The organism is Hyphomicrobium sp. 99, assembly GCF_000384335.2.
Lineage (GTDB): Bacteria > Pseudomonadota > Alphaproteobacteria > Rhizobiales > Hyphomicrobiaceae > Hyphomicrobium_B.
The window spans coordinates 553817-573783 of sequence record NZ_KQ031382.1 but is presented as its reverse complement, the minus strand read 5'-3'; the positions used below and the strand labels follow the sequence as shown (position 1 = coordinate 573783).

Genomic DNA, 19967 nt, shown 5'->3' with positions numbered 1-19967 from the left:
TCGGGTCCTGCCCCCGCGCTCTACACACTCGAATTGGCGATCGGGTTGCTAGTGTCGGATTTTGCGACGCTCATGTCGTTCCCGCGCCAAACGAACGTATCTCCGGCCCAACCCTCGACCCAAAGAAGAGGGAGCAGCGCATCGCGCAGCATCCACGCGATGGGTGACTGCCATTTCATGTGCCAGCCGGCCACACGCGCCAAAAGCGCTTCGGAGCCGAACCAAACGGCAAGCAGCGCGAAGAACACCGGCACTGGCTCGAGACCGTAGCCCGAAGCCGCGGCAACGCCGGCTGCAATTGGCAGCGTGGAGCCGGTAAGAATTTCGGGCGCGTAGAAAATCGGGAACGTTACGCGCCGCAGCCTCGCCCAGCGCACCTGGCGCGCCCATACCTGCGCCGCGGATCGTGGACCCAACGGCTGTTCGAATGGGCGGTCGACGAGGCGCACGCTGAGGCCATGAGAGCGGACGATCTTCGTGGCGGCGGCGTCTTCGGCGATCTCTGCGCCCAGAGCTACGACGCCGCCAGCGTCATCGAGCATATCGCGGCGCCAGAGCATCGATTTGCCTTGCGCAAATCCGAGACCGACCGTGTCGGCGGCGCTTTGCCAGCGTGCCTGATAAGTATTGAGGAAAGCACATTCGAGTTCGGCCCAAAACCCTATCGGATGGCTTCCGACGGGCGGAGAGCAGACGAGGCCGACGTTGGGTTCGAAGCTGCGAAACAGATCATCGAGATAGGTCTTCGGCATCAAGACATTGTTGTCGGCCAGGACGATCCAGGGAAACCGCGCGGCCGCCCATCCCTTGACGATGTTGTTGAGCTTCGGATTGCTTGTCGGCCTGTCGTCGCCAATGAGTAGTTTCGCTTCGACATGCGGATACTGCGCGATCAAGTTTCTGACGAATGGCACCGCGAGGTCGTCCTCGCGAGCCGCGCAAAAAATGATTTCATAGCCGCTGGCGCCAAGCTCGAACGTCGAGCGAAGCGTCATTTCGTCGAAGTGGTCGCGACCGCAAACCGGGCGGATGATGCTGACGGGCTCGACACTCAATCCGCGCTGCCGGGAGCGGGATGAAGCAACGCGGAATAATGCCAGAGTGATCGTTACGAGATGTGTGGCAGTCGCCACTGCGCAGAAGACCAGAGCCGCCGCCGTTACGAAATCGGCCATCTCACCTCCCTGGTTAGCAATTCCATTGCTGCATTCCAGGATTCAGTGAAATTTCGACGACAGTTGTGCGACGGCCGCATGACACAAGGGGAAATCAACCCTCAGATTGTACCCGGGGCGGCGTGCGCGCAATCCTGCTTAGGTTTTCGGACGTGTGCTGGAGAAACGCTGAGCAATACTCGTCAAAAGATAAGCTCCGAGGAATGCTCCGACGATGAGACCGATCACCGAGGGGAGGCCGTCATTAAGATTGGCCGCAAGCAAACCTTCGTAGGCGATGGCTGCTCCGATGAGACCACCGAGCGCCGCGATGACGGTATTGAATACTCCGCGCAGCGATAAGCCGTAGAGAACGCCGACAATCAAGCCCGGATACATCGCCGGCCAAAAGTGATCACCCATCGCTCATCCTCCCCGTTCCAAACGTCTTGGCGACGCCAAAAAGCGCCAGCGGCCGCGACGCTTCTAGCAGTCATTCGGCCCAAGGACGAGGGATTGTGATCGAAGAGGAGCAAGCCGCGCGCGATGTCGCGGCTTGCTCAGGACGTGCCGAACCGGTTCAGTTCTGCTTGGTCGTAATTTGATCGTAGACGCCGCCATCCGCGAAGTGCGTCTTTTGCACGGTCGCCCATGGCCCGATCTTGTCTTCGACCGAAAAGGTTTTGATGGCCGGCAGGTTCGCTTCCTTCAGTGCAGCTTCGCTGCGCGGGCGGAAATGATGCTTGGCTATGATCTTCTGCGCGTCATCCGAATAAAGGAAGTCGAGATAAGCCTTCGCGACATCGGCTGTCTTGCGCTTCTCGACGACCGTATCGACGATTGCTACCGGCGGGGCCGCTTCGACGCTGAGCGACGGATAGACGACATCAAAATTTTGCCCATCGACCTCGGCCTTGATGAGTGCGGCTTCGTTTTCGAACGTCACCAGGACATCGCCGATGGCGCGCTGTGTAAAGCTTGTCGTGGCTCCACGTCCGCCGCCGTCGAACACCGGAACGTTGGCGAAGAGCTTACCGACGAATTCGCGCGCCTTGTCTTCGGAACCCAGTTTATCGAGCGCATATCCCCAAGCCGCAAGATACGTATAGCGGCCGTTGCCAGACGTCTTCGGGTTGGGGATGACGACGGAGATGCCGGGCTTTACGAGATCACTCCAATCGGCAATGGCCTTTGGGTTGCCTTTGCGGACCAGAAAAACAGTCGTTGTCGTATAAGGCGCGGCGCCGTGCGGGAATTTATTCCGCCAATCGCTAGAAACCACGCCTTTGCTGACGAGGAAGTCCAGGTCCGTCGGTTGATTGAGAGTGACGACGTCAGCCTCGAGGCCTTCAGACACGGCTTGCGCCTGCTTCGTCGATCCCCCGTGTGCTTGCTTCACTTCAATGTCGTTGCCTGACGACTTCTTCCAGTTCGCGACGAATGCCGGATTGATTTCCTTATAGAGCTCGCGCGAGACGTCGTAAGAAGCATTCAGAATGCTGTTTTCGGCGAACGCTCCGGGCGATACCGCCACGAGAAGAGCCGTCGCCAAACCAAGTCGCGATACCACACGCCCGATCGTCATATATTGATCCCCTTTTATATTATCGGAGCACTTCGTCGCTTATTTCAAAGCAGCACGAAGCAGAGAACGAACAAAAAGTCACAAGCTTTTCTACCTTGGAAAAAAGAGACCGGCGGCCGATGAAGAGCCACCGGTCTCAAGGTTCCCGTCCGCAGAGTGCGAGCAGGTCCAGGGAGGAAGTTGCGCTATCAAGCCTGCGTGCTCAGCGCGTTAGAAGTCTGTCGACGGCCCGACCGGCGCCAGTGACGGAATCGGATCGGGATGCCAGTCGCGATCCGCCACCAACGTCAAGTGCCGGGAGGGCGCTGGCGTTGTTCGCAGGTCGACACCCCGATTTGGCTCAGGATGCGAGCGGATGGCTTCGCTGATGTGTCCGCTCATAGCGCGAAAGCCTCCTGAGCGCGGGCCGAGATTCGCCGGCGACGCCGGCTTGCCAAGTGGGCGATTGCCGCCCGTTCGGCGAGAAGAGGATTTGCGAAGCGGCGACCTTCGAGAGCACTGTATTCATTCAGTGCCGCATGAAAGAGATATTCGCGTTCACCTTCTTCACGGATGATAAGTCCGGCTTGGTCGTCGCCGACCTCAATGACGTAGGATTTAGACATGGCTTTGCTCTGCCGGCCGTGGCCAGCGTCCTCTAAATTGCGATTTTTTGATTGAAAGGGCTCAGGCGGGGCTGCGTGATCTCAACAGCAGCCGGCCATACACATCGAGGCCTTCATCGCGCAACACGGGGACAGGAAGCAGAGGTCAACGTTTTTCATAGCGGTCTCCAATGCGGAGCCCACGAGGAATTCGTGGGTCTTAGCGTTTGATGACGCGGCGCAAGTCGCCTTCGAAATCACCGCGGCCGACACAGCAGCGTGTCGACGAATGCATCAAAGCCCTGATCCCCTTGCGGGGTCAAATAACAAGAACTTCGATACTTATCAGGACGTGAAGTCCGTCGTCTCAATGGTCAGGGGGCCTGCTTGCGAAGCGATCGGCCAGCGCTGCGGACAGGCTTCATTATAAAAAGTCGTGTCATTTGAGCGGATACAGCCCTGACCGCCATCTTTTCCAACTGCTCGTCGATTAGCTGGGTATTTTGGGGACAGTCGCGTCCGCGTGGCAATTTCCCACATACCGATCCGATGCTACACCTCGTCAGGTTGCGGCCGGATTCAGCAGGGGAAGGGGACCTGAAGTATGAAGATTTGTATGGTTGGCGCGGGATACGTCGGACTCGTCTCAGCCGCCTGCTTTTCCGATTTCGGCTGGACGGTGACTTGCGTCGATAAGGACCCGAACCGCCTTGCCGATCTCAAGGCAGGCCGTTCCCCCATTTACGAGCCGGGGCTCGACGCATTGATGGAACGGAACATCAAAGCCGGCCGCCTGCTCTTCACGGAAAAACTGGGACCCGCTGTCGCCGATGCCGACGTCGTGTTTCTGGCGGTCGGAACGCCAATGCGACGTGGCGACGGATACGCTGATCTTTCCTACGTGTTCTCGGCCGTGGAAGAAGCAGCGCCACATTTCAACGGATTTACGGTCGTTACGACGAAATCGACCGTGCCTGTCGGAACCAGCCGAGAGATCGAGCGCCGCCTCAAGGCAAAGCGACCCGACGCCGACGTGGCCATCTGCTCCAATCCCGAGTTTTTGCGGGAAGGCTCGGCAATTCAGGATTTCACCCATCCCGATCGCGTTCTTGTCGGCGCCGACGATGATCGGGCGCGCGATGTGATGGAACGGCTTTATAAGCCTCTGGCGCTTCGCGGCTCGCCCGTGATGTTCGTCGAACGCGAATCGGCAGAGCTTGCGAAATACGCGGCAAATGCTTTTCTCGCCCTAAAGATCAGCTTTATCAACGAGATAGCTGATCTTTGCGAGAGCGTCGGCGCGGACGTCCAGGAAGTTGCCTCCGCAATCGGCAGGGACAAGCGTATCGGCGACAAGTTTCTTCATCCCGGCCCCGGATACGGCGGCTCTTGTTTCCCTAAGGATGTATCGGCGCTTATCCGCACCGCGCGGGAGGCCAGATCACCGGTTTCGATCATCGAGCAGGTCGAACGCGTCAATCACGAGCGCAAACTCGCCATGGCGATCCGGATCGAAGAGGCTGCCGGAGGGTCGGTTCGCGATAAGACGATCGCCGTCCTTGGATTGACCTTCAAGCCGAACACAGACGACATGCGCGACGCGCCAAGTCTCGTCATCGTGCCGATGCTGCAGGAACGGGGCGCCACCATTCGCGCGTGCGATCCGCAGGGCCGGCGTCAGGCTGAGCCGTTGCTACCAGAAGTTGTGTGGTGCGACAGCGCCGATCATGCCGCTGAAGGCGCCGATGTCCTCGTCGTCATTACCGAATGGAACGAATATCGGGCGCTCGACCTCGAAGCGCTCAAAGGGCGGATGAAGGGCAAGACCATCGTCGACCTCCGGAACGTTTTCGATGCCGATGCCGTGCGCGAACTCGGCCTCAGCTATTCCGGCATCGGTCGCGGACGGCACGATGCCGTGAAGAACGAACCCAACAACGGCTCCGTTCAAACCTCTCTTCATCCGGTCGAAGCGGCCGAATAGCCGCGAGCGGGTCGGAGCATAGGTGTCTTGGCGGCTGGTTGGCGATGCAATCGCCGCCAGCCACCCACTTGAATTTTGTATAGATCTCTCAGATCTGAATTTTTCTCCCCCGTTCGTTGCCCGATGACGACCTCGCGCAAGCTTCGGATAGGAGAGTCGCCCCCAAATCGCGGGGGAAATTTTTTATCATGGCAGCCACGAAAACCGCCGAGAGCGGCATCGACCTAGGTTTGGGTCGGCGCGACGCGGGCTTGGCCGTAGGCATGATCGCCATCCTGACGATCCTGTTCCTGCCGCTTCCGGCGTTCATGATCGATCTTGGGCTCGCCTTTTCAATCGCGCTTTCGATCATCATCCTGATGGTCGCGTTGTGGATACGACGGCCGCTCGAATTTTCGGCTTTCCCGACCATTCTTCTTATCGCCACGCTGCTCCGGCTTTCGCTCAACGTGGCAACGACGCGCCTTATTCTTTCCCAAGGTGCGGACGGCCCCAACGCTGCCGGCCACGTCATCGCGGGCTTCGCGCAGTTCGTGATGAGCGGTAATTTCGTCATCGGCATCATCGTCTTCATCATTCTCATCACCGTGAACTTCGTCGTCATCACGAAGGGCGCGACCCGTATCGCTGAGGTCGGTGCGCGTTTCACCCTTGATTCGCTGCCCGGCAAGCAGATGGCCGTGGACGCCGATCTCGCGGCTGGTTCGATCGACGAGAAGGAAGCCATTCGCCGGCGCCGGGAACTAGAAGAGGAAAGCCAGTTCTTCGGCGCGATGGACGGCGCTTCGAAGTTCGTTCGGGGCGATGCGATCGCCGGGTTGATCATCACCGCGGTCAACATCTTCGGCGGGATCATCATCGGCATTACTCAGCATGATCTTGCTTTCGATCATGCCGTCGACACCTTCGTCAAACTGTCGGTCGGCGACGGTATCGTCACGCAGATGCCTGCGCTCATCGTTGCGCTCGCTGCGGGCCTTCTGGTGTCGAAGGGCGGCACCCAGGGTTCGACCGAAGGCGTGATCATCAGCCAGCTTGGCAACTACCCCCGCGCCCTTCTGATCGCTGGCGGCGTGATGTCCCTTTTGTCGCTTGCGCCGGGCCTGCCGTTTTTGCCATTCGCCGGCATCGGCGGAATGCTGACGTTCATCAGCTTGGGCCTCGTTCGCCAGAGAGCCGAATTGGAGCAGGCCGCGGCATCTGCCAAGACCATGGGCCAAGCTCCTTCGGCCGAAGAGCAGTCGCGTCAGTCCATCCGCGACCAACTAAAGACAACGGAAATCGAGATCTGCTTTGGCAAGCAAATCTCGTCCGTTCTGATGCGTCCGACCAGCGATCTTCCGCAGCGCGTCGCGAAGATGCGGCGCAAGTTCGCCAAGCAGTACGGCTTCGTGGTTCCAGATATCAAGCTCACCGAAGACTTATCCATCACGCCGAAGACCTATCAAATCAAGGTTCACGGAACGGTGGTCTCAAGCGCGGAGCTTCGGCTCGGCGACGTCCTCGTCGTGGTCGGAGACGGCCCGAAGCCGGAAGCACCGGGCGACGAGACGCGCGAGCCGGCGTTCGGCATGAAGGCCTTGTGGATACCGGACATCTTCACCAACGCGTTGAAGCGCGACGGCTTCGTCCCTGTCGAAAACACATCCGTGCTTTTGACTCACGTGGCCGAGGTTATCCGCAACAGCTTGGCACAACTCTTTTCGTATCGCGATCTTCGCGCTCTTCTGGAGCGGCTCGATCCCGAATATCGCAAGCTGCTCGAAGAAATCTGCCCGTCGCAGATCTCGTATTCGGGCCTTCAGAGCGTGCTCAAGATGCTGCTTGGCGAGCGCATTTCGATCCGCAACCTGCATCTCATTCTTGAAGCCGTGGCGGAGATCGCTCCGTTCTCACGCAAGGCCGAGCAAATTTCCGAGCATGTGCGCATGCGCTTGGCGTCGCAGATTTGCGGCGATCTCAGCGAAGGCAACTATCTCAAGGTCGTGCGGCTCGGAAACCGTTGGGAGCTTGCGTTCCATCAAGCTCTGAAGCGCGATGCCAAGGGCGAAGTCATCGAATTCGACATCGAGCCGCGCCTTATCGAGCAGTTCGGGGGCGATCTCAGCCGTATGGTCCAGCCTCTTATGGACGCGGGCCACCAATTCGTTCTCGTCACGGCTGCCGAAACGCGCCCATACGTCCACACGGTTACCGAGCGACTTTACGGAACGCTGCCTGTTCTCTCGCATCTCGAGATCAGCCGCGGTGTCCAGATACAGTCTCTCGGCTCAGTTTCATGACAACCTTCGCTCACGAAACTCTTCTCGTCCCGCTCCTTGTCTTCTGCCGCGTCGGGGCGTGCTTCATGCTGTTGCCCGGATTTTCGAGCGATCGAATTCCGGTTCAGCTGCGTCTGTTCGTTGCCTTCGCCGTCTCTCTTGCGCTGAGCCCGCTCGTTTATGATTCGGTGCGTCCCGCGACCGGGGAAGCGCCGAGCAATCTGCTCGCCATGATCGTCGTCGAGACCTCGACCGGCATCCTGCTCGGATTTCTCGTTCGCATTATATTCATGGCGCTGGAGTTTGCCGCGACGTGCATGGCGAACTATGCCGGATATGGTTCGGTTTTTTCGCACTCCGTCGAAAACAACGATCCGTCGTCACCCTTTGCCTCGCTCGTGACGACGCCGGCCGTGGCGCTCTTCTTCATCACCAACCAGCACGTCAACATCATTCTGATGCTGCAACGGTCGTACGAGACGTTCAAAGTCGGACTATCGATCGCGTCGCCTCCCAACCTGCAGATGATCGTCGGACTCGTAGGATCCGCCTTCAAGTTGACGCTGCAGCTGAGCGCAGCGCTTGTCGTTTATTCGATAACAATCAACCTCGCTTTCGGCTTCCTCAATAAGATGGTGCCGCAGATTCCGATCTATTTCGTCTCGACGCCGTTCGTCGTACTCGGCGGTCTCTTCCTTCTGTTGCAGATCGATAAGACGGCACTGGAGATCTTTTCGTCGCTGGTGTCTCAGGCGATCCAGAACCTTGGCGCAAATGGCTAGATCATCGAAAAAGGTCAGTCGCCTCGTCGACGTCTTTCATGATCTCGAGACCACGGAGCGCGCGCGGATCAGCGAAATCACGCGGCAAATGGATGAGCTGCGCATCTCGCAGAACGACCTCATCGCCACCCTTGCCAACCCATCAGCGGTCCATGAGCCCTTTCTACAGCTCATGTCGCGGAGCCTAGGGAACATCCAGCGGCGCCTTCAGCGTCTCTCCAAAGAACATGAAATGGCGCTTAACCGGTATGTCGAGGCTACTAAGCGCACGCGCGGGGCGGCGGCGTTGTTGGCCGACGTTCGAGCCGAGGAAGCCCGCAAGGCGGAACAACGGGACCTCGAGGCTCTACTTGAGTTCCAGCAGGCCACAGCGGCGCAAGGCCGGGGTAAGTCAACACGTTCATCGTGAGACGATCATCCGTCATCATTGAAATGCACCATGTCGATTATTCCTCCCGCAGCTGTCGCCGATCAGGCCATGTGGGCCGCCAGACAGACCGTCCGCCAGGGATCGCCGGCGGAGGCGCAGCCTGTCGATAGCGCTGCGCAAATTAAGTCCGGGCAAGCGCAGAGCATCCAGACGAAGGAAGCCGGTCAAAAGTTCGAGGCGTTGTATCTCCGCCAGATGCTGGAAGAGTGGATGCCGAAGGATTCCGACACCCTCTTTGGCGAAGGCACAGCGGGAACCGTTTGGCGGTCGATGATGGTGGATAGCTTGGCGACCACGCTCTCGAAATCGGGAACGATCGGCATCGCCCCGATGATCTTCAAACCGGAACCTGACGGTTCCAGAGGAAAGTAGAATGGGCACCGCTCCGGTTGAAGCAAAGGCCAGATCTCAGCAATCGCCAGCCGCAGCCATCAAACGGGTCGGCGTTGGTGGGCAAGGCGGCCGCCGTGCTCCGCACATTCCTCGTGCCGTCGCACATGATGTCGATGCGGCCCGAGCAATTGTCGTCGAAGTCATCCGGCGCATCGAGGATAATCTTGAACAAGAAACGGCGGCCTTGGATAAAGCGCCGAACTTCGACCTCAAGGCTTCCAATGACCGCAAAAGTCAGGGGCTCGTCGATCTCAATCAGGCTATGCGCCGACTGAAGCCCTCTGACATCGATGAAGATCTCAATCTGCGGCTTCAGACGTTCCGTGCCAAGCTCGACGTCAATCTTCGCAAGATCCGGCTGCACCTTGAGGCCGTGAAAGAAATCGCCGGGATGCTTTCCGACGCTATCCAGAACGCGGAATCGGATGGAACGTATACCCGCCACATCGGGCCGAGCCGGAGCACGCAGTGGTCCGATTGATCATCATATCGTTTATCGCTTGTCTCTCCACGATCGGCGGCGTCTACGGCGCGTCCTCGTGGAAGGCGAGTATGTCGTCTGCGAACAAGGAACCTGAAACCAAGTTGCAGATGATGAAGACTCACATGGTGAGTGTGCCGATTCTCACGAACGGTGAAGTTCTCGGATATGTCGTGACGCGTTTGCAATTCACTGCGGATTCCGAGCTTGTGAGATCCAGTTCCTTGCAGCCCGAAGTTTTCGTCGCCGACGAAGCGTTCCGGCAGATCTACGAAACCACGCCGGCCGACATCAAGAGCGGTCGCAAGCAGGCCATCAAAGAGCTAGCCGCCAACATCGCGATTGGAGCCAACAAGCGGCTCGGCCGGGACGTGATCAAAGATGTCATGATCGACAGTTGGACCTATCTCTCAAAAGCGGACATGATCAAGAACAATGAGCGCAATCGATAATACGTTCGGCTTCGATGCCGTCTTCCGGCAGACAGCTGCCGATCTCAAACAGCGGCTGACGAGTGATGCCGTCAGCAATCCTTTATCGTCCCATCATCGAAGCGGAATTGCCGCCTTCACGGTATTCGCCGGACTTGGAATGCTGTCGGTGCTGATCTTCATGATCGGCTATTCAGCGTTGCTTTCCGATGAGCCCGTGATCTGGATCCATCGGTTGATGGCTCTCGCTGTCACGCAAAGCATTCTCATTGCTGCGGTGACGATGAAGCTCATTCCGATCATCGAGCGCCGCCGGTCGTCGATCCGCATCCTGCCGCAGCTCAATTTCCGGCAAACGCCGGCTCAAGATGCATCGAGCAAATCGGCACGAGATCTGTCTGCAGGCCCAATTCCGCCGCCGCTTCCCGAACCGCGCAAACCCACGATCGGTGGCAAGCTCGCAGGCCGGGAATTTCTCGAATACGAAGATGGGTCTATCGAGATCGACACGCTCGTTGGGCGGCGTCGCTTCGCGTCGCTTGCGGCGGCCAGAGAATTCGTCGGATCCTGATCGGCGTCAGCCGGTCATCGGCCACGTCTCGAAATCGTCGAATTCGCCCGAGGTCTCTTCGGACGGATCGGTGGTCGCCTTCCGCCCGGTCAGCCGATCGCAAACGTCTGCGAGCTTCACGGCGCGAGCGGCATCAGTGACATCGACTTTCCAGTCGGGCGAAGAACCGTTTGCAATGCTCGCGAGAAAATCCGCGACTGCGCCGAGGTTCTGGCAGAGCCGATCGAGGCTTTGCAGCTGATAAAGCGATTGCGATCCACCGAACGCGCCGGCAACGACGAGGTTGCCGATAAGATCCTGCAGGTCACTGGCCGTATCGGACAGCATGCGAACCTCATCGGAGACCGTGGTCAATATCTCCGGTACGGCAACGCCTGCCCGCGGCAATCCTTTGCCTTCCTGATTGCTGTCATTCATGTCGTCCGGACCCCAATGTAAGAGCGATCAGAAAAGTTCGAGTTCGCCGGCGTTAACATCGACCGTTGCGACAGGCATCGGCACCGGCCTTTCGATTTTCGCCGGACCTGCGAGCAGGATCTGCCGCGCACGTCCGGAAACCGGCCAATACTGAATGCGCCGTCCTTGCAATCCCCCGGTGCTACCACCCACGTAGGAAATACCTTCAGCCTTGAGAAAGCGTTGCGCGAATTCGGCGTTGTGCTTGCCGATGTCCGAATGCGATCGCACCGTGCGCGCGCCTCCAAACAACTTCGCTTCCAACCGCTCGCGACGCGCGCCCGCCTTCAGCAAGCCGTTGACGAGCATCTCCATCAGATGCACGCCCATACGCTCGTCCTCGGCCGCCGTGGCGCCGATGTTGCCCGGCAGAAGAAAATGATTGATGCCGCCCACTCCAGCCAGCGGATCACGAATGCACGCGGCGATGCACGATCCGAGGATAGTTGTCACCATGACATCGCGGTCTCTGGTGACGAAGAACTCGCCTTGGATTATGTGAACGCGCTTTTCCGTTGCATCGGCCAGCGTCATGTCAACTTACCGACAACGGCCTCGATGCACGTTTTGAGCTGTGGCACTGAGAAGGGCTTGGCGAGAAAATTATTAAGTCCCCATTTCTTGCCTTCGTCGATGAGCGCTTTATCGCCCTTACCCGTTACGAGGATGAAACCGACTTTGCTCGTCGGACCATGCTGGCGCAATGCGCGCAGCAGCTGCATGCCATCGATCTTCGGCATGTTGAAGTCCGAGATGACGAGATGACAAGGCGCTGTCATCATCATCTTGAGACCTTCCTCGCCATCTTTGGCGACTTTGAAATTCTTCAAGCCGATCTGATCGAGGCCGTCTGTTAGAAGCGCTCGGCTGACGGATGTGTCATCAACGACCAAAATCGTCAATTGCTGCATTGCGGGCATGGCCTTGCCTCCTAGTGTTTCTTCTTTGTTGACGTTTCTGAGATTATCGCTGCCGCTAGCCGCTCGAGCGGCAGTTGGCTTTCAACGGCACCGGCTTCAAATGCCGCTTTCGGCATGCCGTAGACGATGCAGGTGGATTCATTTTGGCCGAATGTCGTTGCGCCGGCCTTACGCATCGAGAGCAGACCCGCGGCTCCATCTTTTCCCATGCCGGTAAGAATAACACCAACGGCGTGGCTCTTGCACGATCGCGCCACCGAATTGAATAGCACATCCACCGAAGGACAATGCCCGTTTACGCGCTCGCCGGCCTTTAGGCGGCAGCGCAAATCCGGTGTGATTTCGAGGTGGCTCGCACCACCTGGCGCTAGAAATATGTTCCCCGGCGTCAGTTTTACGCGGTCCGTCGCTTCCTGAACCGTTGGCGCGCAGAGCCGATCAAGACGGCTAGCGAAGCTTCGCGTGAACGCAGGCGGCATATGCTGCGTTATAACAGTCGGTGGGCAATTTTTGGGAAAGCCGGACAGGAGCGCCAATAGCGCTTCGACGCCTCCCGTCGACGCGCCGATGGCAACGACGCGGCCGTCGGAGACATAGGATTCATTCGCCGATTCAACAGCACTTGCCTGCTTGCGATCGTCAACTTTGATCAGGGGTTTGACGCGCGCCGACGCAGCTATCTTGACCTTGTATGGCAGCTCCTCGAAGCTGTGCTCGTTACCCGGACGGGGCTTTTCTATGCAGTCGATAGCGCCCATTTCGAGAGCTTGCAGCGTTTCTTCCGCGCCACGCCGCGTCAACGTTGAAACCATGATGACCGGCATGGGCCGAAGCCGCATGATTTTTTCGAGGAATTCGAGCCCGCTCATGTTCGGCATTTCGACATCAAGCGTGATGACATCGGGATTGAGAGCCTTGATGGCCTGGCGCGCTTGAAGCGGATCCGCGGCCTCGCCCACAACTTCGATATCCGGGTCTTTCGCCAAGACCGTCGCGATCAACCCGCGCATAGTGGACGAATCATCGACCACGAGGACTTTGACTTTCTTCATGGCGACTTACTGTTCTTCCTGCGATAGCTCGTGATGCCATCCGTCGACAACATTGAAGATGCAGGACCGGAGATGCGTTCGGAATGCCCGATATAAAGAGCGCCGTTTTCTTTCAGCATCCGCGTCAAGCGGTTCCAAATCATGCTCTGCGTATCGCGGTCGAAATAGATGACGACATTCCTGCAGAAAATTGCGTCGAAGGGGCCGCTGAACGGCCAGGTTCCCATTAGATTGAGCTGGCGAAACGAGACGAGAGATCGCGCCTCATCGGCAATTTTCAGGCTGCCTCGGCTGTCGCCGGGCACCGGCGCGAACCATTTTGCTCGCAAGTTGGGCGGCACATCCCGGAGCTCTTCTTTTTGGTACAGACCGTTCTTTCCATGCGCAACGACGTGGGGATTGAGATCGGTTGCAAGGATGCGAATGTCGAGAGACGCGGCATCGGGGATGACAGAAAGGACCGTAAGCGCCATCGAGTACGGTTCTTGTCCCGTCGAGCAGGCGGCTGACCAAAGCCTGACGCGGTTCCCGCGGCGTGCCGATTCAGCAAGCGGTTCGATGATCGCAGTCCGTAGATGTTCGAAGTGATGCGCCTCGCGGAAGAAGCGCGTCACATTGGTGGTGAGCGCAGCAATCATGCTGTCGCGCTCGTCATCATTGGCGCGCACCGTTGCGCAGTACTCGGTGAACGTGTCGATCCCGAGCGCGCGCAGGCGTTTTGCGAGTCGTGAATAGACGAGCGTTGCCTTCGACTGAGGCAAGTCGATACCCGCTTCCGATTTCGCAATTTCCGCGATCTCGCGAAAGTTTGCGGCGGAAAACGAGAACTCGCCGGTTACGAGAGCTCCGGCAGGACTCGACGATGACCTTTCTGCTGCAGCGGTCATGCGGCGGCCTTAGCCGCTATCGGCAGCACGCTTTCCAGCGTGACGATGCTGATCATGCGGCCTTCAACGGCATAGACGCCCTTGACGAAATTCTTGGCGAGGTCAGACGCGACGTCCGGCGTCGGCTGCATGGATGCTTCGGACGTCGTCAGGATATCCGATACGGCGTCGACCAGGAGGCCGACGACTTGCTGATAGACCTGCACCACAATAATGACGCTCCGTGGTGTCGGCTCCGTCAGACCGAGACCGAAGCGCATGGCGAGATCAACGATGGGAAGCACAGCACCACGAAGATTGATGACACCACGCACGTAGGCTGGCGCGTGGGGCAGTGGTGTTGCGGGGGTCCAGCCGCGAATTTCGCGAACGCCCATAATGTCGATACAGAATTCCTGTGCTCCGACCCGGAAGGCGACGAACTCGCGGTTTGCGGAGTTGGCCGACGAACTAACGTCTTGCATGGTTATTATCCTTCCGTTCCATAGCGTGCTGCGGCGGCGATCTGGTCTTCGAACGAACCGGTGACCAGCGCATCCACGTCGAGAATGAGTGCTACACGGCCATCACCAAGAATTGTTGCGGCGGCGATGCCGGCAACTGTTCCGTAATTGGCCTCAAGGCTTTTGATAACGACCTGGCGTTGATCCTGGATCGAGTCGACCAACAGAGCGTTACGCGCGCCGCCGCCGGTCTCGACCAATATCGCGACGCTGTGTTCCGGATCGGCCGGCGCCTCGCGAAAACCCATCTGCGTGCCCACATCGATGAGCGGCACGAACGTGTTGCGGATGGCCATGACCCGGCTATCAGCGCCGATGCCGTGGATTTCGCCCTTCTTGGGTTTCAGCGTCTCGACGATAGCCGTCAACGGCACGACAAGCGTCTGGCCCGCAACGGAGACGGCCATGCCGTCGAGAACGGCGAGCGTCAGCGGCAGGCTCATCGAGAACGTCGAGCCGAAGCCCGGTCGCGACGATATCGATATTCGCCCGCCAAGCGCCAAGATGGAGCGCTTCACGACGTCCATCCCGACACCGCGGCCTGAAATGCTCGAAATCGTGGCGGCGGTCGAGAAGCCTGGCAAGAACAGAAGATTGTCGATGTCGCTGTCGGAAAGCTGCGCGTCAGCCGAGATGAGGCCCTTCTTGATCGCGGACGCGCGCACCTTTTGACGATTGATGCCGGCGCCATCGTCGGTAATTTCAATCACGATACGGCCCGAGCGGTGCGCGGCACTCAAACGAACGTTGCCTTCCGGGGGCTTTCCAGCCGCGATGCGCTCTTCAGGCGACTCAATGCCATGATCGACCGCGTTGCGGATCATGTGCGTCAATGGCTCCGCCAGACGCTCGACGACAGTCTTGTCGACCTCGGTGGCTTCGCCATCGGTTTTCAGGCGAACTTGCTTGCCGGTCGCATCCGCGACCTCGCGCACGATGCGTGACATACGTTGAAAGAGGGGCTTCACCGGCTGCGCGCGGATCGCCATCACGCTTTCCTGGATCTCGCGTGTCAGCTGCTCGAGTTCTTCAAGGCCGATGATCACCGAAGACGAGCCTGCGAAATTCGCCTCGATAACGCGTTGCGACAGCATCGCCTGGTTGATGACGAGTTCGCCGACCAAGTTGATGAGCCGATCAACGCGATCGAATTCGACGCGGATGGTTGTTTGCGTGGGGACCGCGACAGTCTTCACAGCCTCGGCCACTTGTGCCGGTGGCAATGCCGTTTCGCTCGCGACCTGCTCGGGTTGCACCGGATCAGATTGTACAGGTCCCTCGGCGTTCGTTACGTTTGAGGCCTGTTCGGATTCTGCCGCGGGCGCGCTGCCCAGAGCCTGCGCCAGCAAGGCTGCAATATCCGCGTCAGAAATCTCCGGCTGACCATCGGCTTCAACGCTGATCTCGGCTTCGCCTTCGACGAATTCAAAAACCTCGCGGACGGCTTCGATCGCCACTTCCGACGAAAGCTTGATGTTCCAGGACAGATAGGCGCCATTCGGATCTATCGTTTCGAGATCTGGAACTGCGGAAACATCGCAAGTTGTTTCCGCTTGGCCGAGACGTGAAAGCTCTCGAATGACCAATACCGCTTCGTTGGCGTTGGCATAGAGTTCCGGGCGGGGTGTGAAGCCGACGCGATAGTCATGGACCGGCGCCGCGGCGGGCTCGGGCGTCAAGTCCGGCAGTCCGAAATCAATCACCGTCGGCTGGAAATCTATGACTTCCTCGACCTCTTCGGCGCCATCGATCATCGTCAGCGCTTTGACCTCTGCTGCGATGGCTGCGTAACTCGACTCGTCGATTTCCTTACCGTCGCGCGATGCCTCTACGAGATCGGCCAGCACGTCGGCGGCACGGAGCATCGGTTTCATCACGTCCGCTGTCGGATGCAGCTTGCCGCTGCGGACGAAATCGAGTGCCGTTTCGAACGTATGTGCGAACTGAACCAGCGCCGTCAGCTTGAATGCGCCAGCGCCCCCCTTGATCGAGTGCACCGCCCGAAAAACGGCATTCACCGTTTCGGAATCGGCGTTACCCTCGTCCATTGCAAGCAGGCCAACTTCCATTTCCGAGAGCTGTTCTTCACACTCCTGGAAGAACGTCTGCCGGATTGCGGCCATCGTATCGACGGTCATCTGTATGCTCTTTTATATTTGCCTTAGGCGGCGACGCGGCGAATTGCTGCGATAAGTTTGGTTGGTTCGAACGGCTTGACGATCCAGCCCGTCGCACCGGCTTCCTTTGCCCGCGTTTTCTTTGCGGCGTCGCTCTCGGTGGTGAGAACGAGAATCGGAACTCGGCGATAGCGACTATCCTTTCGCACCGCTTCGATGAGACCGAAGCCGTCCATCTTCGGCATGTTGATATCGGTCACGATGACGTCCGGCATGGATGTCTGGAGAACTTCCAGCCCGTGGACGCCGTCAACGGCCTGCAGAACGTTGAAGCCAGCCTCTGCGAGCGCCATCTTCAGCATGTCGCGCATCGTTCGTGAATCGTCGACGGTCAGTATCGTCTGCGTCATGGAGAAGATCCTTCGAGAAGAAATTGGTCGCCCGACAATCCAACGAGCGCAAGCGTTTCGAGAAGTTCGGAGCTTGGGTTTGTCACCTTGTAGCTCTGCCCATCCGCCCGCCAAGTCTGAGCAGCAGCAATCAAGACCTGCAACGCTTGAATACCGACGCGGTGCACTTGTCGGGCGTCAACGACGAGGGGAGAGCCGCGACGCGCGAGGAGCAGATCCTTGATGTTGGCGGCAGACGAAGAGTCGAGCGAGTCTGGAAGCACCAGCGTCGTCTCGCTTTCGATTACTGGCATTTCCGTCTCGGCTTCCATCATTTGCGCGGCGACACCAGCCTTCTTCCCGCGTGCGCCTTTACGCGGCTGGCTGTGATCGCCGGAATCACCGGCGATCACCTTTGCTTTCGCGCGGGGCATCAAAATTCCTCCCAACCGGCGTCGGAGGAAGCCACACTGCGACGTCCCATGCCGGCTGCCGCCGCCATCTTGGCCTTAACAGGTGCACGCTGGGCGCGCGCCGCAGGCTTGGACGAATCCCGACGAGACGACATGTCGACGATTGTGTCGTCACCTGTGCGGAAGCGACTGACCAGACGGACGAGTTCCTCGGTCTGCTGCGCGAGAGTCTGCGTTGCGGCCGTGGCTTCCTCGACCATCGCGGCGTTCTGTTGCGTGACCTGGTCCATCTCGTTGACGGCTGTGTTGACTTGCTCCAGGCCATGGGCCTGTTCGTTGGCGCTCGCCGCGATGTCCGTCACGATGGTGTTGATTTCCGCGACCTGGGTCACGATGCGCGTCAACGCCAAGCCGGTTTCACCGACAAGCTGCACACCTTGTGCGACCTGTCCGGTCGAAGCAGAAATGAGACCTTTGATCTCCTTCGCCGCCTCGGCAGAACGCTGCGCCAGTGCCCGCACTTCCGATGCGACGACTGCGAAGCCTCGGCCAGCATCGCCAGCGCGTGCTGCTTCGACGCCGGCATTCAAGGCGAGGAGGTTCGTCTGGAATGCGATCTCGTCGATGACGCCGATGATCTGGCTGATCTGTTTCGAGGAACTCTCGATGCCGTTCATCGCCGAAATCGCTTTGCGAACAATCTCGCCGCTCTTCTCGGCGTCTGCCTTGGCAACAGAAACCGTTTCCCGGGCATGGGTTGCGCCGCGCGCCGTCTTGTTGACGGTATCCGTGATCTCCTTAACGGCAGCTGCCGTCTCCTCAAGACTTGCCGCTTGGTTTTCCGTGCGCCGCGAGAGGTCGTCCGAGGCTTGCGAAATTTCTTCGGTGCCAAGCTTGATGCTGCTGGCGCCCTTTTTCACAAGCTCGATCGTGCTTTTCAGTTGCGATGCTGCAGAATTGAAGTCGGCCTTGAGCTTTGCAAACTCGGGACCGAATTCGGCGTATACAGTGGTCTCGAGGTTTCCTTGCGCGAGTTCCGATAGAGCGGTCCCGAGCGAAGCGACGACGGTATTGATCTGATTCTCTGCCTCGAGCTTCCCGGCTTGCGCGGCTTCGAGCTGACCCATCATTAGGTTCATCTGGCTGATAATCGCCTCGTACTCCGGGATGACCTTTTCGGTAATGCGATGCGTGAAGTCGCCGGTCGCTATACGCTCGGCCGCGCTGGTGAACGCATCCATGAACCGCTCGTGCTCGCGCGCATAGTGGTCGCTCTGCTCCTGCTGCTGCTTGGCCGCCTCGACAGCGGCATCGGTCATCGACTTATTTTCGATGACGGCTTCCTTGAAGCGTGCGAGCGCACGCGCGATCATGCCGTTTTCGTTGCTGTCCGAGAGATACGGAACCTCGACGCTCAAATCCTTATGGCTGAGTTGATCCATCGCGCTGACCAAGCTCGACAGCCGCAGAGAAATTCCCTTCGCGATTAGACTGACCATGATCAAGGCAGCGACCGTTGCTGCGATCAGCAGACCGAGCGTGCGGTAAAGAGATGAGCGCGCTTCTGCAGAATGCTCTTCGGAGAGACGGTCAAAGAGGCCACCGACTTGGCCCGCCGCCGTGCCGACAAGACTGTTGGCATTGGCGATGGATGACATCACATCACTGCCGAGCGAAGTGCGCCGATAGTCGGCTGCCTTGAGCTTCGCAGCGATCAGATCAAGCTCAGACAGGAGCCTGGCGTTCGTGTCGCCGAGGGCGTTCTTGGCGTCAGTGGAGGAATCGCTGAGAAGCTTATTCACCGCTCCGCGGAGTTTTTCCGTCGTTCTCCGCAATACGGCATAGTTGATTGCCAGTTTGATCTGGTCGTCTGCCAGTCCAGCGGTATCGAGAGTGGATTTGAGCTCGATCAGCGCCTGCTTAACGCCCGGCAAACGCTGAACGATCACCTCCTGCGCATAATAGGTGGAAGCCGAGGCATCTGCGGCGAGCCCGGACGAAGTCGCGATCAAGTCCAAAAGCTCAACGCCAAGACGCACCCGCTCATCCGGTGTTCGTGCGTTTTGGAAGGCACTGACATTCGACTGAACGCCGAGACTCCGGGATGCATCCGAAAGCTTTGCGAGCTCTCCGTCACCAGACGAGGAGTTTTCGTCGGCCGACATTTTCGTCCAAACAGCGGACGCCAACTTGCCACCGCTGATTTCCCGATCAAGCGTGCTGATCTGCTCCAGCTGATTCTGCGCGTAGAGATAAAGCTGAGCCAGCGAAGGAATTAAGAACACCGCAGATATCAGTGCAAGCCGACGCGGCATCGACCATTTGCTGTTGATATATCCTATGACCATAACTGGACCTATTTCCTTGGAGCGTTGATCTTGTTTCTGGGTTTTGTTGTGCGGACGACGTGGCCAGGGCGAAGGCATCCGCAATGCCTGGAAAGTTGGTTTTGCAGGGACGCTTAATGTCTGGGGAGCTGACGCGGGCGGTCATCGACAAGGCAGCGCAAGCTGCGTTGGCGGAAATTCTTGGCAATCGTCAAATTTTTCTGGACTGACGAAGGAAGCGGCCGCG

Annotated in this window: 23 protein-coding genes; 8 read left to right on the top strand and 15 right to left on the bottom strand. The window is 58.6% G+C overall.

All coding sequences use genetic code 11. From position 1 onward, the window contains the following. Positions 1-20: 20 nt before the first annotated feature. The 5 genes from G359_RS03100 to G359_RS03085 form a co-directional block, all read right to left on the bottom strand. On the bottom strand, positions 21-1175 hold the full coding sequence (locus G359_RS03100) for a ceramide glucosyltransferase (protein WP_045834943.1): 1155 nt from the start codon (positions 1173-1175) through the stop codon (positions 21-23). A 138-nt stretch (positions 1176-1313) separates the two neighbouring features. Beyond that, on the bottom strand, positions 1314-1577 hold the full coding sequence (locus tag G359_RS03095) for a hypothetical protein (RefSeq protein WP_045834942.1): 264 nt from the start codon (positions 1575-1577) through the stop codon (positions 1314-1316). 157 nt (positions 1578-1734) lie between these two features. After that, on the bottom strand, positions 1735-2739 hold the full coding sequence (locus G359_RS03090) for a sulfate ABC transporter substrate-binding protein (RefSeq protein ID WP_045834941.1): 1005 nt from the start codon (positions 2737-2739) through the stop codon (positions 1735-1737). A gap of 210 nt (positions 2740-2949) precedes the next feature. Further along, complete coding sequence (locus G359_RS20835; RefSeq protein ID WP_210165509.1) at positions 2950-3120, bottom strand: hypothetical protein; 171 nt, start codon at positions 3118-3120, stop codon at positions 2950-2952. Continuing rightward, the gene (locus G359_RS03085; protein ID WP_045834940.1) at positions 3117-3344 is read right to left on the bottom strand and encodes a hypothetical protein; all 228 of its coding nucleotides are present in this window, start codon (positions 3342-3344) and stop codon (positions 3117-3119) included. The genes G359_RS20835 and G359_RS03085 overlap by 4 nt, the downstream gene beginning before the upstream one ends. Before the next feature lie 583 nt (positions 3345-3927). On the opposite strand from G359_RS03085, the gene G359_RS03080 reads away from it, so the two are divergent. The 8 genes from G359_RS03080 to G359_RS03045 all read left to right on the top strand — a co-directional run bounded on the left by G359_RS03080 (position 3928) and on the right by G359_RS03045 (position 10656). Beyond that, positions 3928-5307, top strand: a complete 1380-nt coding sequence (locus G359_RS03080; protein WP_045834939.1) for a UDP-glucose dehydrogenase family protein — start codon at positions 3928-3930, stop codon at positions 5305-5307. Positions 5308-5495: 188 nt separating this feature from the next. Further along, complete coding sequence (gene flhA / locus G359_RS03075) at positions 5496-7589, top strand: flagellar biosynthesis protein FlhA (RefSeq protein ID WP_045834938.1); 2094 nt, start codon at positions 5496-5498, stop codon at positions 7587-7589. Further along, positions 7586-8350 carry a flagellar biosynthetic protein FliR gene (locus G359_RS03070; RefSeq protein ID WP_045834937.1) on the top strand — a complete coding sequence of 255 codons (765 nt, stop codon included), beginning with the start codon at positions 7586-7588 and terminating at the stop codon, positions 8348-8350. The genes flhA and G359_RS03070 overlap by 4 nt, the downstream gene beginning before the upstream one ends. Continuing rightward, positions 8343-8759, top strand: coding sequence for a hypothetical protein (locus G359_RS03065; RefSeq protein ID WP_045837581.1), 417 nt, complete (start codon positions 8343-8345; stop codon positions 8757-8759). The genes G359_RS03070 and G359_RS03065 overlap by 8 nt, the downstream gene beginning before the upstream one ends. A 30-nt stretch (positions 8760-8789) precedes the next feature. After that, entirely contained in the window at positions 8790-9152 is a 363-nt protein-coding gene (locus G359_RS03060) for a rod-binding protein (RefSeq protein WP_045834936.1), read from the top strand. Between the two features lies 1 nt (position 9153). Continuing rightward, entirely contained in the window at positions 9154-9654 is a 501-nt protein-coding gene (locus tag G359_RS03055; protein WP_052699160.1) for a hypothetical protein, read from the top strand. Further along, positions 9642-10106, top strand: coding sequence for a hypothetical protein (locus G359_RS03050; protein ID WP_045834935.1), 465 nt, complete (start codon positions 9642-9644; stop codon positions 10104-10106). Before G359_RS03055 ends, G359_RS03050 begins: the two co-directional genes overlap by 13 nt. After that, a complete protein-coding gene (locus G359_RS03045; protein ID WP_045834934.1) occupies positions 10090-10656 on the top strand; it encodes a hypothetical protein in 567 nt (188 codons plus the stop codon). The genes G359_RS03050 and G359_RS03045 overlap by 17 nt, the downstream gene beginning before the upstream one ends. Positions 10657-10662: 6 nt before the next feature. Here G359_RS03045 and G359_RS03040 read toward each other — a convergent pair whose 3' ends face one another. Genes G359_RS03040 through G359_RS02995 form a run of 10 tightly spaced genes read right to left on the bottom strand, consistent with a single transcriptional unit; the run spans position 10663 to position 19741 of the window. Further along, positions 10663-11073, bottom strand: coding sequence for a hypothetical protein (locus G359_RS03040; protein WP_045834933.1), 411 nt, complete (start codon positions 11071-11073; stop codon positions 10663-10665). Positions 11074-11100: 27 nt separating this feature from the next. Continuing rightward, positions 11101-11640, bottom strand: a complete 540-nt coding sequence (locus tag G359_RS03035; protein WP_082073040.1) for a chemotaxis protein CheD — start codon at positions 11638-11640, stop codon at positions 11101-11103. A 2-nt stretch (positions 11641-11642) separates the two neighbouring features. Beyond that, a complete protein-coding gene (locus G359_RS03030) occupies positions 11643-12032 on the bottom strand; it encodes a response regulator (protein WP_045834931.1) in 390 nt (129 codons plus the stop codon). A gap of 11 nt (positions 12033-12043) precedes the next feature. Beyond that, positions 12044-13084 (bottom strand): protein-glutamate methylesterase/protein-glutamine glutaminase, encoded by a 1041-nt coding sequence (locus G359_RS03025; RefSeq protein ID WP_045834930.1) that lies wholly within the window; start codon positions 13082-13084, stop codon positions 12044-12046. Further along, entirely contained in the window at positions 13081-13971 is an 891-nt protein-coding gene (locus G359_RS03020; RefSeq protein WP_045834929.1) for a CheR family methyltransferase, read from the bottom strand. The genes G359_RS03025 and G359_RS03020 overlap by 4 nt, the downstream gene beginning before the upstream one ends. Beyond that, positions 13968-14435 (bottom strand): chemotaxis protein CheW, encoded by a 468-nt coding sequence (locus G359_RS03015; protein ID WP_045834928.1) that lies wholly within the window; start codon positions 14433-14435, stop codon positions 13968-13970. The genes G359_RS03020 and G359_RS03015 overlap by 4 nt, the downstream gene beginning before the upstream one ends. A 5-nt stretch (positions 14436-14440) precedes the next feature. Next, positions 14441-16612 carry a chemotaxis protein CheA gene (locus G359_RS03010; RefSeq protein ID WP_082072771.1) on the bottom strand — a complete coding sequence of 724 codons (2172 nt, stop codon included), beginning with the start codon at positions 16610-16612 and terminating at the stop codon, positions 14441-14443. Positions 16613-16635: 23 nt separating this feature from the next. Next, the gene (locus G359_RS03005) at positions 16636-17001 is read right to left on the bottom strand and encodes a response regulator (RefSeq protein WP_045834927.1); all 366 of its coding nucleotides are present in this window, start codon (positions 16999-17001) and stop codon (positions 16636-16638) included. Further along, a complete protein-coding gene (locus tag G359_RS03000) occupies positions 16998-17414 on the bottom strand; it encodes an STAS domain-containing protein (RefSeq protein WP_052699159.1) in 417 nt (138 codons plus the stop codon). The genes G359_RS03005 and G359_RS03000 overlap by 4 nt, the downstream gene beginning before the upstream one ends. Next, positions 17414-19741 carry a methyl-accepting chemotaxis protein gene (locus G359_RS02995; RefSeq protein ID WP_045837577.1) on the bottom strand — a complete coding sequence of 776 codons (2328 nt, stop codon included), beginning with the start codon at positions 19739-19741 and terminating at the stop codon, positions 17414-17416. Before G359_RS02995 ends, G359_RS03000 begins: the two co-directional genes overlap by 1 nt. Positions 19742-19967: the final 226 nt, after the last annotated feature.

What these genes read in the sequence shown, in the direction of transcription:
- G359_RS03065 (WP_045837581.1), top strand. Translation starts at nt 8,343, where the DNA reads ATGGCTAGATCATCGAAAAAGGTCAGTCGCCTCGTCGACGTCTTTCAT.
- G359_RS03010 (WP_082072771.1), bottom strand. Translation starts at nt 16,612, where the DNA reads ATGACCGTCGATACGATGGCCGCAATCCGGCAGACGTTCTTCCAGGAG.
- G359_RS03060 (WP_045834936.1), top strand. Translation starts at nt 8,790, where the DNA reads ATGTCGATTATTCCTCCCGCAGCTGTCGCCGATCAGGCCATGTGGGCC.
- G359_RS02995 (WP_045837577.1), bottom strand. Translation starts at nt 19,741, where the DNA reads ATGGTCATAGGATATATCAACAGCAAATGGTCGATGCCGCGTCGGCTT.
- G359_RS03045 (WP_045834934.1), top strand. Translation starts at nt 10,090, where the DNA reads ATGAGCGCAATCGATAATACGTTCGGCTTCGATGCCGTCTTCCGGCAG.
- G359_RS03095 (WP_045834942.1), bottom strand. Translation starts at nt 1,577, where the DNA reads ATGGGTGATCACTTTTGGCCGGCGATGTATCCGGGCTTGATTGTCGGC.
- G359_RS03040 (WP_045834933.1), bottom strand. Translation starts at nt 11,073, where the DNA reads ATGAATGACAGCAATCAGGAAGGCAAAGGATTGCCGCGGGCAGGCGTT.
- G359_RS03000 (WP_052699159.1), bottom strand. Translation starts at nt 17,414, where the DNA reads ATGCCCCGCGCGAAAGCAAAGGTGATCGCCGGTGATTCCGGCGATCAC.
- flhA (WP_045834938.1), top strand. Translation starts at nt 5,496, where the DNA reads ATGGCAGCCACGAAAACCGCCGAGAGCGGCATCGACCTAGGTTTGGGT.
- G359_RS20835 (WP_210165509.1), bottom strand. Translation starts at nt 3,120, where the DNA reads ATGAGCGGACACATCAGCGAAGCCATCCGCTCGCATCCTGAGCCAAAT.
- G359_RS03055 (WP_052699160.1), top strand. Translation starts at nt 9,154, where the DNA reads ATGGGCACCGCTCCGGTTGAAGCAAAGGCCAGATCTCAGCAATCGCCA.
- G359_RS03025 (WP_045834930.1), bottom strand. Translation starts at nt 13,084, where the DNA reads ATGAAGAAAGTCAAAGTCCTCGTGGTCGATGATTCGTCCACTATGCGC.
- G359_RS03100 (WP_045834943.1), bottom strand. Translation starts at nt 1,175, where the DNA reads ATGGCCGATTTCGTAACGGCGGCGGCTCTGGTCTTCTGCGCAGTGGCG.
- G359_RS03080 (WP_045834939.1), top strand. Translation starts at nt 3,928, where the DNA reads ATGAAGATTTGTATGGTTGGCGCGGGATACGTCGGACTCGTCTCAGCC.
- G359_RS03070 (WP_045834937.1), top strand. Translation starts at nt 7,586, where the DNA reads ATGACAACCTTCGCTCACGAAACTCTTCTCGTCCCGCTCCTTGTCTTC.
- G359_RS03030 (WP_045834931.1), bottom strand. Translation starts at nt 12,032, where the DNA reads ATGCCCGCAATGCAGCAATTGACGATTTTGGTCGTTGATGACACATCC.
- G359_RS03085 (WP_045834940.1), bottom strand. Translation starts at nt 3,344, where the DNA reads ATGTCTAAATCCTACGTCATTGAGGTCGGCGACGACCAAGCCGGACTT.
- G359_RS03020 (WP_045834929.1), bottom strand. Translation starts at nt 13,971, where the DNA reads ATGACCGCTGCAGCAGAAAGGTCATCGTCGAGTCCTGCCGGAGCTCTC.
- G359_RS03090 (WP_045834941.1), bottom strand. Translation starts at nt 2,739, where the DNA reads ATGACGATCGGGCGTGTGGTATCGCGACTTGGTTTGGCGACGGCTCTT.
- G359_RS03015 (WP_045834928.1), bottom strand. Translation starts at nt 14,435, where the DNA reads ATGCAAGACGTTAGTTCGTCGGCCAACTCCGCAAACCGCGAGTTCGTC.
- G359_RS03005 (WP_045834927.1), bottom strand. Translation starts at nt 17,001, where the DNA reads ATGACGCAGACGATACTGACCGTCGACGATTCACGAACGATGCGCGAC.